Genomic DNA, 15,635 nt, shown 5'->3' on the forward strand with positions numbered 1-15,635 from the left:
ATAAAAAGAATATACCTATTGGCTCTTATACCATTGGTTATGGCCAGTTGTAAAACCAGCAAACGTGCCGACCTTGGAGATGGTCTCTTCGCAGACATTAAAACCTCTAAAGGCGATATCATTGTTAGGCTTGAACATGAAAAAACACCGGTGACCGTCGCCAACTTTATTTCTTTGGCCGAAGGCGAAAGTCCGTTTGTAAGTGAAGAATACAAAGGCAAAAAATACTACGACGGACTAACGTTCCACAGGGTCATGAAAGGCTTTATGATCCAAGGCGGAGATCCATTAGGAGCAGGAACAGGAGGCCCAGGATACAAGTTCATGGACGAGTTTAACGATTCTCTAAAGCATGATAAAAAAGGAATTCTTTCCATGGCCAACCCCGGACCCGATTCTAACGGAAGTCAATTCTTCATCACCCACAATGCGACCCCATGGTTAGATGGGCGCCATAGTGTTTTTGGTGAAGTTGTGGAAGGCATAGAAGTAGTGGACTCCATAGCGAACGTTGCAGTTGAACCCGGCAGTAACAAACCACTGGAAGCCGTTACCATGAATACTATAGAAATTATCAGAAATGGCAAGGATGCCCGTAAATTCGATGCCGTAAAAGTAATGACGGACTATTTTGACAACGAAGAGGAGCGTCTTGCCAAAATAGAAGCCGAAAAAGCTGAAAAATTAGCTGCACTCAATAAAATAAAGGCCGATTTTGCTGCAGAGCTCCTTACCCAAAAAGAAAAGGCAAATGCTTTACCATCCGGACTTAGAATTTTAAAATTAGAGGAAGGTGATGGCGAAAAACCTAAAATGGGCCAAAAAGTAGATGTCATGTATGCCGGTTACTTAATGGACGGAACTTTATTTGACAGCAACTACGAAGAAATTGCGCGTAAATATGACCAATTTGACGAGAGAAGGCTACAAGGTGGCGGTTACATGCCGGCAGAAATGGAGTATAGCCCCGACACACGGTTGATCGCAGGTTTCAGAGAAGGTCTATTAACCATGAAAGTCGGTGACAAGGTAAGGCTTTTTATACCTTCGCACATCGGTTACGGTGAACAAGGTGGAGGCCCAATACCCCCAAATGCCGATTTGGTTTTTGATGTAGAGATCACAGGTATTAAATAACCGTAAGTACAACAATAAAAAAAGCCCCGCAATTTTATTGCGGGGCTTTTTTTATTTCTCTTCTAAGAAGTGCGTTTTAAAATTTCCAACAAAAAATTCCAAAATTTTTGGACAGAAACCACACTCACACGCTCATCTGGAGAATGGGCCCCTTTTATTGTAGGACCAAAACTTATCATATCCATTTCTGGATATTTCTCCCCTAAGATACCGCACTCTAAACCGGCATGACAGGCAACCACACGAGGTTCCTCTTCAAACAAATCGGAATAAGTTGTTTTGGCAACAGAAAGGATTTCCGAGTCAGGATTTGGATTCCACCCCGGATAAGACCCACTGAACTCTACATTGAACCCACCAAGCTCAAATGCCGACCGTAAAGAATTTGCCAAGTCCAATTTCGCCGTATCGACCGATGATCGTGTTAAACAAGCTACCGTAATATGACCATCCTTAACCTCAACTTTTGCAATGTTGTTGGAAGTTTCCACAAGATCTGGCATAGTAGTGCTCATTGCATATACCCCGTTCGAAGTAGCATAAACGGTTTTTATCAACTTCTCTTGGGCACCAAGACCCATTACTTTTTTAGCGGGCTTTATTTCCGATATACTTATCTCTAGGTTTGGTTCTTGAAACCTTAATTCCGACTTTATAGTATCGGACAATTTGTTGACACGCTTTATAAATTTTTTAGCATGCTTTCTACCTATGTTCAATTTACATACACTCTCTCTGGGAATGGCGTTTCTTAAGCTACCGCCCTCCAAAGAGCTGATACGCATATTAAAATCGAGCCCCAAATAAAGCAGACGGTTCATAATCTTATTGGCATTTCCATAGCCCTTATGAATATCCATACCGCTATGACCGCCCCTTAAACCAGTGACCGTAATCTGAATTCCCTCATCACCATGCCCACCTTCTTTTATGTTATAGTTTCTACTGGCCGTAACATCTATTCCCCCGGCACATCCTATATCTATTTCATCATCCTCTTCCGTATCCAAATTCAATAAAACATCTCCTTTTAAAATACCCTTTTCCAAATTAAAAGCCCCTGTCATACCCGTTTCTTCATCAATTGTAAATAAGGCCTCCAAAGGCGGGTGCACTATCTGTTCACTTTCCAGCAGCGCCATAATGGCGGCAACCCCCATACCATTGTCCGCACCCAAAGTAGTCCCTTTGGCCTTTACCCATCCATCGGCATGGTACATTTGTATCCCCTCCGTATCAAAATCAAAAACGGTGTCGTTGTTCTTTTGATGCACCATATCCAAATGCGATTGCAACGTAACCATCTTTTTGCCTTCCATACCCGCACTGGCAGGTTTTCTGATTATAACATTACCTATTTTGTCCCTAAAAGTTTCTAGTCCCAAAGATTTTCCAAAGTCCAACATAAACTCAATGACCTTCTCCTCTTTCTTTGATGGCCTTGGCACTTCATTCAATTTTAAAAAATTCGCCCAAACCTCTTTTGGCTCTAGCTTATTGATTTCTGTATTCATATCAATTAAAATATTTGGTCAAAAATACTGCCCAAAAAATCAATTCCCTATTTTTGAAGCAATGAAGATGAGATTAAAAACAGGAATTGCCTTATCAATAATTCCCCAAATTATCCTGATCAAGTGGCTTGGTGGTAAAACATTGATTATAGAAGAGGTATATAGCACAGGCATCTACCCTAAAATTTCTATCTTTTTTAGAATGTTGTTCGGTTGGGTACCTTTTTCAGTAGGCGATATCCTATACTTTCTTTTGATCATTACAGCCATAGGTTACCTATATAAAAATTGGCGAACCATTAAACATCATAAAATTTTATTTCTAAGAGATGTTCTTATGGTACTATCCATTGCCTATTTTACCTTTCACCTAATGTGGGGTTTTAATTATTACCGTGAACCCTTGGCCGACAAACTAGAATTAAAAGAAACCAAAGATTACCACGAACTTGTAGTTTTTACCCAAAAACTTATTAAAAAGACCAACCAGATACAACAACGACTTACAGGAGATTCATTGACCAAGGTGGAAGTTCCCTACTCCAAAAAAGAAATATTCGAAAAAAGCATAGACGGTTATAAACATTTATCAAAAAAATACGACTTTCTTACATACGCAAAACCAAGTGTCAAAACATCTTTATTCAGTACCGGACTCACATATATGGGGTATGCCGGTTACCTAAACCCTTTTACCAACGAGGCACAGGTCAACGGAATATTGCCCGGTTTTAGGCTACCTATAGTTACCGGACATGAAATTGGCCATCAACTTGGGTATTCTGCAGAGAACGAAACCAACTTTATAGGGTATTTGGTAACGGCCAACAACGATGACCTCTACTTTCAATATACCGCTTACGCGTATGCCTTGGGTTATTGCTTAAGCGATGTTCGACGAGGAGATGCCGAACTGTTCAAGACCATGTTTGCAGCATTAAACCCCGGGGTACGAGCCAATTTTCAAGAAATGGCAGATTTTTGGAGCCAGTACGAAAATCCTATGGAACCGGTATTCAAATCTATTTTCAATTCTTTTTTAAAAGCCAACAATCAATCTCAAGGTATTAAAAGCTATAACGCCGTAGTTTCCCTTTTAATAGCGTACCATAAAAAACACCCTCTTCAATAATCATCAATAATCCATAGGTTTATATGAAGAATAATCAATTCTTCATTAGATAAAAACGAAGTTGCTTGATCCCAATAATTTAATTGTTAAAAAATACTAAAATTTTCTTTGAGCCACTTTTCAAGTCTTAATTTTAAACGACTAATCAAACAAACTCAAAATGAAAAAAATTCTTTTTTCACTATGCCTGTTATGGTGTAGTACCTTGGTCTTTTCACAAGACTATTTCCCTAAAAATGATGGTGTTAAGGCAAAAAACAATAACTATACAGCCTTTACAAATGCCAAAATTTTTGTAACGCCGACCCAGGTTATCCAAAAAGGCACCTTATTGATCAGAAACGGAAAAGTTGTAAATACAGGAAAATCCGTAAAACTTCCAGAAAATACGGTCGTAGTAGACTTGGAAGGCAAATCTATTTACCCCTCTTTTATCGATGTTTATTCAAAATTTGGTGTTGAACAGCCCAAAAGAAAACCGGGAAGGGGCAGATCAGCACAATATGAAGCCGAAAGGGAAGGATATTACTGGAACGATCATATTATGCCTGAGAATGCCGCTATTAACAGTTTTAAATATGATGAAAAAGCGGCCAAAGAATTGATCAAAGCAGGTTTTGGTGCCGTAAACTCGCACATACATGACGGTATTGCAAGAGGAACCGGGGTACTGATCGCTCTAAACGATCAGGGCACGGATGCCAATCGTATTTTAGACGACCGTTCCGCCCAATATTTTTCACTGACCAAAAGTGTACTAAAACAACAGTCGTATCCAACATCACTAATGGGTGCATTGGCATTATTACGACAAATGTACAGTGATGCAAATTGGTACGAGCAAGGCAACTCTGACACTAAGGACCGTTCTTTGGAGGCTTTAATAAGAAACAAGCAGCTTGTTCAAATTTTTGAGGCCAAAGACAAAGGAAACGCTTTAAGGGCTGACAAAATTGGTGATGCCTACGGTATACAATATACCATTTTAGGTGGTGGTAACGAGTTTGAAAGAATTGCTGAGATTAAGGCTACGAACGCAAAATATATCATACCTCTAAATTTTCCGGATGCCTATGATGTTTCAGACCCTTACCAAGCAGATTATGTTTCTCTAAAAGATATGCGTTTTTGGAACCAAGCCCCAACAAACCCAAAAGTTTTGGCCGAAAACGATGTTCCTTTTTCATTAACGACCTATGATTCAAAATCAATGTCCAAATTCAAGGACAACCTCTTAAAGGCCATTACCTACGGTTTATCAAAAACAAAGGCCTTGGAGGCATTGACTACCATGCCGGCCCAAATTTTAGGTAAATCTGACGAACTGGGCAGCCTTAAATCAGGAGCTTATGCCAACTTTTTGATTACTTCGGGCGATATTTTCGACAAATCTACCATCCTATATGAAAATTGGGTCCAAGGAAACAAAAACGTAATCAACGATAAAGAGACCAAAGACATTAGGGGCGACTATAGTTTAACCTTGGAAGGTAACTCTTATGATATCTCCATTACGGGTGAAGTAACAAAACCCAAATTAGAAGTAAAAAAGGACACGCTTAAATTACCTTCTAAATTATCTTATAAGGACCATTGGATCACCTTTTCCTTTTCTGCCGATAAAGGAGAGAAAAACTATCGGATGACAGGTGCTGTTGTACCCGATTCGGACAACCTATCGGGCAGGTTAATATTGCCCGATGGCACAGAGAGCTTTTTTACAGCAACCAAAAAATCAGGTTTGGCACAGAATGACAAAAAAGAAAAGGACGCCTCTAAGACTCCTAAAATTATGCCGGTAACCTATCCAAATGTTGGGTATGGTTATAAATCAAAACCAAAACAAGAAACGCTGTTATTCAAAAATGCGACTGTCTGGACCGGCGAAGAAGCAGGTATTTTAGAAAACACAGATGTGCTTATTAAAAACGGTAAAATAGTCAAAATAGGAAAGGACCTAAAATCAAGTGGTGCCAAAGTAATAGATGCTACCGGTAAACACCTTACGGCCGGTATTATAGATGAGCACAGTCACATCGCAGCGCTTGGGGTCAACGAATCGGGGCACAATAGTTCCGCCGAAGTAAAAATGGAAGATGTAGTAGATCCAGAACACATGGGTATCTATCGTTCTTTGGCAGGGGGAGTTACTTCTTTACAGCTATTGCACGGTTCAGCCAACCCTATAGGTGGTCGCTCTGCAATTCTAAAACTTAAATGGGGAGAAGATGCCGATGGACTTATCTACGACAATTCGCCCAAATTTATAAAGTTCGCACTTGGTGAAAACGTAAAACAGTCTAACTGGGGCAGTTATTCTCGTTTTCCACAAACCCGTATGGGCGTAGAACAGGTATTCACCAACTATTTCCAAAGAGCCAAGGAATATGACGAAAAGAAGAAAAGCGGAGAACCCTATCGTTATGATGAAGAAATGGAAGTTCTGGCCGAAATCATAAACGGCGAACGTTTTATAAGTTGCCACTCGTACGTGCAGAGCGAAATTAACATGATGATGAAAGTTGCCGAGAAATTCGGTTTTCGCGTAAATACGTTTACCCATATTCTTGAAGGCTATAAAGTTGCCGATAAGATGGCGGAACATGGTGTAGGTGCCGGTACTTTTAGTGATTGGTGGGCCTACAAATACGAAGTTAACGACGCTATACCTTACAATGCCGCCATTATGCAGTCTCAAGGTATTACCGTAGCTATAAATAGTGATGACCAGGAAATGATTCGACGCCTGAATCAAGAAGCAGCCAAAACGGTGAAATATGGCGGTATGTCCGAATTGGAAGCTTGGAAAATGGTTACCATCAACCCTGCAAAACTTTTGCATATAGACGATCGTGTGGGTAGTATAAAAGAAGGTAAGGATGCAGACGTTGTACTATGGTCCGGACACCCCTTATCCGTTTACAGTAAAGCTGAAAAAACAATAATAGAAGGTGCCGTATATTTTGACCTTGAAAAGGATAAAATGCAGCGAGAAGCCATTAAACAAGAACGCAGCCAATTGGTAAAAATGATGTTGAAAGAAAAAGCCGGTGGCGGCAAGATGCAAGGTCCCAAACAACGAACCAAAAGAAACTTCACTTGTGAAAGTCTTTAATATTCTACTCAAACGATAATAAAATATATGATGAAAAAAATAATATTTCTACTAGTAGCGATAGGGGTTTATTTACCCAGTTTGGCACAACAGACCCCAGCTTCAAACCAAACCGAAGCCATTACTATCGAAGGAGCCACAGCTCATTTGGGAAATGGTGAGGTCATAGAAAGTTCCTTGATAATGTTCGAGGACGGAAAATTAACTTTTGTAGGCGACTCAAAAATGAAAATTGCCAGAAAAGGAACCATAATAAATGCCGAAGGAAAACATGTATACCCGGGTTTTATAGCACCCGGAAAATCTTTGGGTCTAGTCGAAGTAGATGCGGTAAGGGCCAGTGACGACCAAGACGAGATCGGTGATCTGATACCTCACGTTCGTAGTTTGGTAGCTTATAATGCCGAATCTAAAGTTGTGGAAAGCATGAGACCCAATGGCGTTTTAATTAGTCAAATAGCACCGGTAGGTGGAAGAATTTCAGGTACCTCCTCTATTGTTCAGTTCGATGCATGGAACTGGGAAGACGCAGCCATCAAAGTAGATGACGGTATTCATTTACATTGGCCAAATACCTTTAGACGAGGCCGTCCGTGGATGGGCGAAGATAGGGGCTATAAGCCAAATGAAAAGTATGCCGAAGAAATTGATGAAGTTGTTGCTTTCATAAAGAATTCATTTGCATACGGAAAAAGCTCGCCCAATGAAGTAAATCCAGCTTTTGCAGCCATGCAAGGGCTTTTTGATGGTTCTCAAAAACTATATGTCTATGCCGATGGTGAAAAAGAGATCATTGACGCAATAAACACTTTGAAAGCGAACAAAATAAAGGATATTGTGTTGGTAGGGGGCTACCATGCCTATAAAATTACCGACTTCATTAAAAAGAACAACATTCCTGTTCTGGTTCAGTATACACACAACCTTCCCGTGTACGACGACGATGATTATGACCTGCCTTATAAATTACCAAAATTATTGGTGGACGCAGGCCTAATGGTCGGGTTACAGAACAGTGATGCCGAGAACTTTCAAACCCGTAACCTACCCTTTTATGCCGGACAACTAGGACAACAGGGTATGAATAAAGAAACTGCACTTCAGCTTATTACAGGTAACAACGCTAAAATTTTAGGTATCGATGATAGCTATGGCACCCTGGAAGTTGGAAAAAGCGCTACACTTTTCATCTCTGAGGGTGATGCTTTAGATATGCGCACCAATCAATTGACACACGCTTTTATCGATGGAAGAAATATTTCTTTGGAAACCCACCAAACAGAATTATGGAAACGATACATGGGCAAATATGAAGGTAAATAATCTCTTATCCCTAACTATATTCCAAAAAAAAGCCGGATTTTAAATCCGGCTTTTTTATTTCCTATGTTTTAAACGTTAACTACCATCTTATGGCCGCCCCATCTACCTCCTAAGTAAGCCATTGGAATATAAGCTATCGCCAGGTCTAAAACACTAAACCAGATAGGGCCGCCCAACATACTAATATTTACCGCACCCCCTATAAAAAAGAATACACCAATAATCAGGGCCATTTTAATTTTATGGCTAGCAGCTATTTTGGCCGCAACAAATGCCCCGGCCAAAGTGCCCAATGCATGAGCCAAAAATGGGAACACAAAATGTTTGGGTTCAAACAAATGCATAGTTGCCTTTAACCCTTCCATAGTAGTAATATCACCACCTTCCGGAGGGGGAATTATGGCCCCACTGACCATTACAATACCCATGTTTACGACACTCCCGATAGCAACCCCTGCTATAACAGCTATTATATTCTTAATAATCGGATTCATAATTATACACTTAAGTTATACAAATAGGCAGTTGAACAAAATATGACCCACCACCTTAAAAATAGCTAAACAACTAATTAACAGAAAGGTACGATTATTTTTTAAACAACTCACCCATCTATCTTATGCTTACAATATGAACCAATTCACCAATTTGGTACTTATTCGTCTTGGGTTCTAAACAAATAAATCCGTCGGCCTTGGAAAGGCTGGTTAAATCACCGGAGCCATTTTCTACCACCGGCTCAGCCCATAAACCCCCATCTTTCCAGATTTTTTTTACTTGAATAAATCGTGTTAATGGCGGAGCAATACTTAATTCGACCGATAATTTGGCCCACTCCCTTTCTGTAGGTATATTATATGAAGCATACAACCACGGCAAAAAATAGATATGGTAGTTTGCAAACGTAGAGACCGGATTGCCTGGAAAAGAAAAAACAATAGTATTTGATGCTCGTTGTATACCGAACCAAAAAGGTTTTCCAGGTCGTTGCGCAACCCTATGAAATATTTTCTCTACCCCCAAGCCCGCCATTACCTCTGGTATAAAATCAAACTTACCTTTAGATACACCTCCGCTCAATAATAGCACATCGTTCTCGTCCAATGCTTTTTTCAATCCTTCTTCAATACTGTCTTTATCATCCACCAAATGCAAAGAACTGCCTTGTATACCGAGATTGGAAAGTGCCGACAAAATGGTTAAACTGTTCGATTTTCGTATTTGGTGCGGTTCTGGTTTTATATGAACGTCCACCAATTCATTGCCTGTAGCTATTGCACACACTTTGGGCAGCTTCTTTACTAAAACTTCCGATTTTCCCACAGACGCCATCACCCCTATTTCTGCTGGAGTAATTTTTATGCCTCTTGACAATATTTTAGTCCCATGCAATACATCACTTCCTTTATAATGAATATTTTGTCCTTTGGCCACTTCTTTATTAACGGTCGCCACGCCATCAATTATACTTAAATGTTCGTACATTACTACGGTATCGGCGTTCTTTGGAACCACGGCTCCCGTCATTACCTCCATACATCCTTTTAAGTTATGCAGTGTTTGTTGCTCCATACCTGCACTGGCCATGCCTTCTACGGGTACATTTTTTATATCTTCTTCTATTACTTTGAAATTAATGGCGATTCCGTCTTTGGTAGCTCTATTGAACGGAGGAAAATCGCGATCGGCATAAACCGGTTCATCCAAAAACCTTCCTGTACTTTCAAGTAACGGAACATATTCCGACCCCAAACTTAGTTGGTGTCCAAGAACCTTTTCCAAAGCTTCTTTATACGTAATCATACCTTAATTTTTTTTATCTTAATTAATTTTTACCGTTCAATTTCTTGGGTAAATTCCTTCTTCTAAAAAACATTGAGGCCATTGACCAGCAAAACCCTTATCCCCACAATAAATACCAACAAGGCGGTTATTCTTTTTATTTCATGTGCCGAAAGTCTTTTTAGGCTAATTCTGATTCCTAGTTGCCCTCCTAAGAAAACGGTAAGGCCCAGACACAAAGTTTCTACCCATGGCAATGTCAACGAACCACTGGATACCAGACCTAAAAGACCGGACACAGAATTCACCAAAATAAAAAAGCTCGCTAAAGCTGCAATTTTAATAGCCTTGTCCCATTTTAAATGATTTAATACTGGAGCCAAAAAAATACCGCCACCAATACCTACCAAGCCCGATAAAAAACCTATGCCCACACCCAAAATATAACTTAAGTATTTAGGGTATTCCCTGGTTTCATTTTTAACAGGTTTCCAAGTAAAGGTTTGCAGAGCCAAAAACACTGCCGAGAATATTAGGGAAATACCAAGAATCACAAAAAAAACACTCTCTTTTAGCCTAAAGGAAGCCCCTAAAAACGCCAAGGGTATACTGGTAATTACAAAAGGTAAAAAGTCTTTTAATTTTGCATGCCCATTTTTAAAATACAAATAGGTACTACCCGAGACCACTACTAAATTACAGACTAGGGCAATGGAGCGTATGGCAAAAAAACTGCCCAAAAAAAGAGTCAACAATGCCAAATAACTAGACCCGCCGCCAAAACCTACCGAAGAATATAGTGTTGCTATGACAAAAAAACCCAAACACAGTAATACTAAATTCTCAATAGGTATCTGCATAATTTCCAACTAGGTTCATTCCCCCTTTTACATTTATGAATTCTTTATCTGGAAAGAACTCTTGCAACAACAATGCAGCTTTTAAGCTTCTTACTCCCGATTGACATATTAAATAGACCGTGCAGGACATGTTTATCTTATCTTTTTCTTGCTCTAGCTGGTTTAAAGGGATATGCTTTGCACCCTTTAAATGCATTTTATCAAATTCTTCTTTGGTGCGAACATCCACCAATTCCATATCTCCCCTAGAGAGTAATTTTTGAAATTGCCCTGGTTCAATAGATTTCACCGATGTATGGCAATCAAAATCATAGCTATGGGCCAAACTCTTTAATTTTAGATTATCGGAGTTTACCTTGAACCTAATTTGCTTACTTTGTTGTGACAGGGCATCGTACAACAATAAAACGCCCGACAAAACATCTCCGAGACCGGTAAGAACCTTGATAGCTTCCAATGCCTGAAAATTACCGATAATACCCGGTAAAATTCCTAAAACACCATGTTCGTTACAATTTGGAACCTCATCGGCATTCGGCATTGCCGGAAACAAACAACGATAGGTTGGCCCATTTTTATAGTTAAAAACACTAATCTGCCCCTCAAAACCATGTAAGGCACCATAAACAAAAGGCTTTTTTAATAGTACACAAGCATCATTGATCAAGTACCTTGCGGGAAAATTATCGGTGGCATCCACTACTAAATCATATTTTTCAATAATTTCCATGGCATTATCGATACCCAGAAATACCTGGTAAATATCAATTTTTGTTTCTGGGTTTTGGGCTTGAAGCTGATTCTTGGCGGCTACAACTTTAGGTTGCCCTACCATTGCATCGGTATATAAAACTTGCCTATGTAAGTTTGATTTAGACACCTTATCAGCATCTACAACACCCAAAGTACCGACTCCCATCGCATTTAAATAGACCAGCACAGGCACCCCTAGTCCACCCGCACCAACTACCAAAACTTTAGATTTCTTTAGGGCATCCTGTCCTTTTTTTCCAAAGCCCGATAAAATAACCTGTCTTTGATACCTAACACTCACAACTCTAGTTTTTGCAATGCTTCCTTATACTCTGTTTGTGAATTGGCGTTCATCAATACTTCGGGGCGATCAGGAAAAACCAACTTTACATCGTTATTGATCAAAAACTTACGGGGACATGAGCTATTGCCCTTCCCTAAATAAACAATAGACTTTTCTAAAGCCTGTGGTTCCCAAATGGCACATAACGGCTCTGGCAAGGGGTTTTCTTTTACCGCATATGCAGTTGCCAATTTCTTGGGATCTCTTTTTAGAAGCAAATCGTTTAATGCTGCTTCATCTATTAGCGGAAGATCACATGCCAAGACCAACCAGGCCGCTTCCGGATATTTTTTATGGGCTGAAAGCAAACCATTATAAGGACCACGAAACTCATCGGAATCGACAATGGTATTAAATCTATTGTCCACTTCTTCCAATTGATCACCACGTACGCTCATAAACACTTTCTCGCAAACCTTTTCTAAAAGCTCGTACAAATATTCGCGTTGTGGCACTCCGTGATATGGTATCAGCCCCTTATCCATACCCATTCTGGTACTCTTCCCCCCAGATAGTACTAGCCCGTAAATCTTATCTTCTGAAATCATTTTTTCCTCCCGATTTTTGTTCAAGTTGTACCTCGGAGATTACAATATCTTGAGACAGGGCCTTGCACATATCGTAGATTGTTAGGGCGGCGACCGATACACCCGTCAAAGCCTCCATCTCTACCCCCGTTTTTTCATTGCACTTAACGGTACAGCTAATTTTAAACTCGTTAACACCCGGCACAATATCCAACCCAACTTTAGAAAGGTTGATCTGATGGCACAAAGGAATTAGTTCCGATGTTTTTTTTACGCCCTGTATTCCCGCGATTACAGCTGTTTGTACAATGCTTCCCTTTTTTCCCAGAAAATCTTGTTTCGCAAGTATTTCAAAAATATGGGAAGGAAACTTTACTTTACCGGAAGCTACGGCGACCCTGGTCGTAGGTGTTTTCTCTGAAACATCCACCATTGCCGCATTGCCATCCTCATTAATATGTGATAATTTTTCTTTCATTATCCCCCGATTGAAGTCATTGAATTAGAAAATACACTTTTATACTTTTCTTGGGCCTCAAAACCTGTCTTGGCCCTATTTCCAACCGCCAATAAAACTTGTTCTTTTATTTTTTCCCCAGAACCGGTAGCCCTCATAATATCTCTAAGATTATGGCTCGCTTTGGCGTACAAGCAGGTAATTACATCTCCGGTAGCGGAAATACGGAGGCGATTACAACTACCACAAAATGTTCTACTAAAGGATGGTATTACCCCAAAAGTACCTTTAAAACCTGGAATCTTATAATTGATAGAGGTAGAGGTTTTTGGAGAAGGCAACCTATAATAATCGGGATAAGCAGATTTTATGTGAGCCAATATGTGCTTGTAATCCCACTTTATTTTCTGAAAAGATTTTGAACCGCCGTTAAAGGGCATTTCTTCTAAAAACCGAACAGATACCTTATAATGTTTGGCCAATTCTAAAACAGGTAATATATCTTGGGTATTCTGATGCTCTAAAGCTATAAAATTGATACGCACATTAAAACCCTCTGTAATAAGTCTTAAAAGGTTATTATGCACCGTATCATATTGATCCCTTCTTGTAATGCGCTCAAAAGTATCCTTGTCTATGGCATCCAAGCTTACATTGATATTTTTGATACCCAAAGATTTTAATTTATCTATGTATGGCCCAATTAAAGTAGCATTGGTGGTAATGGAGATATCGTTTAGGCCTTTCATATTTGAAAGCTGACGTATTAATTGCATCAAATCTTTTCGTACGAAAGGTTCTCCCCCGGTAATTCTAATTTTGTCGATACCAAGTGAAACCAATATGGCACTTAGTCTGGACAATTCATCGATGGTCAATAACCGATCGTTTTTCACAAAATCAATACCTTCGGCGGGCATACAATAATTGCAACGCAAATTGCACCTATCGGTTACCGCGAGTCTGAGGTAATTAATTTTTCTTTGATGGTTATCTACTAGCATCGTATTTTATAATATCCTTTTTTTTTGCATTGCCCCCCATATAATTATCAGTGGGTTTGTGCTTTTCCTATGGAATCTTATGGATGGGCCGAAACCCAAACAGACTTATTCTTAAATATTTCTTTCTTCCAAATGGGAACAGTTTCCTTTAAGGTATCTATTAAAAACCTACAGGCTTCAAAACAAGCCGACCTATGTGCCGAAGAAGCACCAACTATAACCACTGGTTCCTCTACCTTTTTCTTTCCGACCGCATGTTTTATGACCACTTTATTCAAGTTCCACTTGGCTATGGCCATATCCGCAATTTTATCCATTTCTTTTAATGCCATGGACTTATAGGCCTCAAATTCCAACGCCGTCACCTCTTCATTATCGGTAAATTCCCTAACGGCCCCAAAGAAAACACATATGCCACCACTACTACGATCCGATAATTCGTCGTAGACCGTTTTAGTATCCAGGTCATCTACTATTTCTACTGTTTTTTTCATGATCAACCTCCGCTTACCGGTGGAATTACGGCCACCTCATCGTTGCTTTTTAAAATTAAATCATCTTGGGCATATTCACCATTTACCGCCAATGCAAAGCTAGATAGTTTAGACAGCGCAGGATACTGCTCCATTAATTGCACTTTTAAATCTCCGACAGAACCAACATTTTCCATATTAAAGGAAAATTCCATCTGTGAGACCCCTACAATATCTTTGGCAATGCCAAAAAACAACATTTCCACCCCCATTCGATTATTTTTTTCAAGAACTTCTAAGATACTTATAATTATACAAGAACTAAACTATACGACTTTTGATTTAACCTTTCTTTAAATTTATAAATTTGACAAAGGTTTTTACTTTTTTCCATTTACATAACTGCCACCATCAGGTTTGTCATAAAACCCATTGTCTTTGGCCGTTTTTTGCAATACTACATTCTCAAAAGATACCGCATTTCTTACTCCGATCATTTTTTTGTCCTCATGCGTATACCAAGATATAGATTTGGGCAAAACAACCTCTTCTACCTTCATCCAATCATTGTACCTGATCCAATTGACCTTATCCGAAGCCTCTCCCGTACGATAGGTAACAGTATACCCCAACCACTCCATCTGAAATGTATCTGGATTGTAATACAGATAGTACTCATCTTTTGGCGAGGCCCCTACCCCACTATTATACGTTATAAGAATACCAGGGTAAGAAACTCCCTCGAACTCTAAGTTTTCGGCCTCTTCGTAGTTTATGCCGTCATCACCAAACACAAAAGGCATCGTATAAAAATAGAACATTAGATTGTGATAAAATACAGGGTCCCCCTTGTACTCGCCCTTTGGGTCGGACAACCATACCTGATCTCCATCAAACCCCAATGATACATCATTAGCATCCATTGTTATTTTATCTTTTCTAGTGATCAAATCTATATAATGGGTTTCTTTAATGTCGCCTTTGGGCAAATCGAAAGAAAGGCTCCGATATCCTTTCCAGTTATCAAACCCGCCATGTGCATCAAAAACCTTGTTTAGGTCTTCTGGGAATTTCTTATGGTCCTGTTCTACAGTGGTCGTCGCATCCTTTGTTATAGGTTCTTTTTTTTGAACCTGTTCTTTACATCCAAAAAATCCGATTACGACTACCGACAATATTAATTTTTTCATCATTCCTTTAAATTTAAATTATATT

General features: G+C 39.5%; 15 protein-coding genes. 4 read left to right on the forward strand and 11 right to left on the reverse strand.

What is annotated here, in order from left to right; all coding sequences use genetic code 11:
- Positions 1–1,137, forward strand: a complete 1,137-nt coding sequence (locus AB657_RS07085; protein WP_084696473.1) for a peptidylprolyl isomerase — start codon at positions 1–3, stop codon at positions 1,135–1,137.
- A 62-nt stretch (positions 1,138–1,199) separates the two neighbouring features.
- On the opposite strand, the gene AB657_RS07090 is transcribed toward AB657_RS07085, so the two are convergent.
- Entirely contained in the window at positions 1,200–2,651 is a 1,452-nt protein-coding gene (locus tag AB657_RS07090) for an aminoacyl-histidine dipeptidase (RefSeq protein ID WP_047245856.1), read from the reverse strand.
- 67 nt (positions 2,652–2,718) lie between these two features.
- On the opposite strand from AB657_RS07090, the gene AB657_RS07095 reads away from it, so the two are divergent.
- The 3 genes from AB657_RS07095 (at position 2,719) to AB657_RS07105 (ending at position 8,221) form a co-directional block, all read left to right on the forward strand.
- A complete protein-coding gene (locus tag AB657_RS07095; RefSeq protein ID WP_316933211.1) occupies positions 2,719–3,783 on the forward strand; it encodes a DUF3810 domain-containing protein in 1,065 nt (354 codons plus the stop codon).
- Positions 3,784–3,943: 160 nt separating this feature from the next.
- Entirely contained in the window at positions 3,944–6,898 is a 2,955-nt protein-coding gene (locus AB657_RS07100; protein WP_047245858.1) for an amidohydrolase family protein, read from the forward strand.
- 30 nt (positions 6,899–6,928) lie between these two features.
- The gene (locus tag AB657_RS07105) at positions 6,929–8,221 is read left to right on the forward strand and encodes an amidohydrolase family protein (RefSeq protein WP_047245859.1); all 1,293 of its coding nucleotides are present in this window, start codon (positions 6,929–6,931) and stop codon (positions 8,219–8,221) included.
- A gap of 68 nt (positions 8,222–8,289) precedes the next feature.
- Here the strand turns inward: AB657_RS07105 and AB657_RS07110 are convergent, their stop codons facing one another.
- The 10 genes from AB657_RS07110 to AB657_RS07155 all read right to left on the reverse strand — a co-directional run bounded on the left by AB657_RS07110 (position 8,290) and on the right by AB657_RS07155 (position 15,613).
- Positions 8,290–8,715 (reverse strand): hypothetical protein, encoded by a 426-nt coding sequence (locus AB657_RS07110; protein WP_047245860.1) that lies wholly within the window; start codon positions 8,713–8,715, stop codon positions 8,290–8,292.
- Between the two features lie 118 nt (positions 8,716–8,833).
- Positions 8,834–10,024: a molybdopterin molybdotransferase MoeA gene (locus AB657_RS07115; protein ID WP_047245861.1), complete on the reverse strand. Its 1,191-nt coding sequence runs from the start codon at positions 10,022–10,024 to the stop codon at positions 8,834–8,836.
- Between the two features lie 62 nt (positions 10,025–10,086).
- The gene (locus tag AB657_RS07120) at positions 10,087–10,863 is read right to left on the reverse strand and encodes a sulfite exporter TauE/SafE family protein (protein ID WP_052958653.1); all 777 of its coding nucleotides are present in this window, start codon (positions 10,861–10,863) and stop codon (positions 10,087–10,089) included.
- On the reverse strand, positions 10,847–11,917 hold the full coding sequence (gene moeB, locus AB657_RS07125) for a HesA/MoeB/ThiF family protein (RefSeq protein WP_047245862.1): 1,071 nt from the start codon (positions 11,915–11,917) through the stop codon (positions 10,847–10,849). Before moeB ends, AB657_RS07120 begins: the two co-directional genes overlap by 17 nt.
- Positions 11,914–12,507, reverse strand: coding sequence for an NTP transferase domain-containing protein (locus AB657_RS07130; protein ID WP_047245863.1), 594 nt, complete (start codon positions 12,505–12,507; stop codon positions 11,914–11,916). The genes moeB and AB657_RS07130 overlap by 4 nt, the downstream gene beginning before the upstream one ends.
- Positions 12,491–12,964 (reverse strand): cyclic pyranopterin monophosphate synthase MoaC, encoded by a 474-nt coding sequence (moaC, locus tag AB657_RS07135; protein WP_047245864.1) that lies wholly within the window; start codon positions 12,962–12,964, stop codon positions 12,491–12,493. The genes AB657_RS07130 and moaC overlap by 17 nt, the downstream gene beginning before the upstream one ends.
- Entirely contained in the window at positions 12,964–13,947 is a 984-nt protein-coding gene (gene moaA / locus AB657_RS07140; protein ID WP_084696394.1) for a GTP 3',8-cyclase MoaA, read from the reverse strand. Before moaA ends, moaC begins: the two co-directional genes overlap by 1 nt.
- 77 nt (positions 13,948–14,024) lie before the next feature.
- A complete protein-coding gene (locus AB657_RS07145) occupies positions 14,025–14,441 on the reverse strand; it encodes a molybdenum cofactor biosynthesis protein MoaE (protein ID WP_047245866.1) in 417 nt (138 codons plus the stop codon).
- A gap of 2 nt (positions 14,442–14,443) precedes the next feature.
- Positions 14,444–14,692, reverse strand: a complete 249-nt coding sequence (locus AB657_RS07150) for a MoaD/ThiS family protein (RefSeq protein ID WP_047245867.1) — start codon at positions 14,690–14,692, stop codon at positions 14,444–14,446.
- A gap of 108 nt (positions 14,693–14,800) precedes the next feature.
- Positions 14,801–15,613: a DUF6503 family protein gene (locus AB657_RS07155; RefSeq protein ID WP_232304854.1), complete on the reverse strand. Its 813-nt coding sequence runs from the start codon at positions 15,611–15,613 to the stop codon at positions 14,801–14,803.
- Between the last annotated feature and the right edge of the window lie 22 nt (positions 15,614–15,635).

The sequence above is a fragment of the Maribacter thermophilus genome, assembly GCF_001020565.1.
GTDB lineage: Bacteria > Bacteroidota > Bacteroidia > Flavobacteriales > Flavobacteriaceae > Maribacter > Maribacter thermophilus.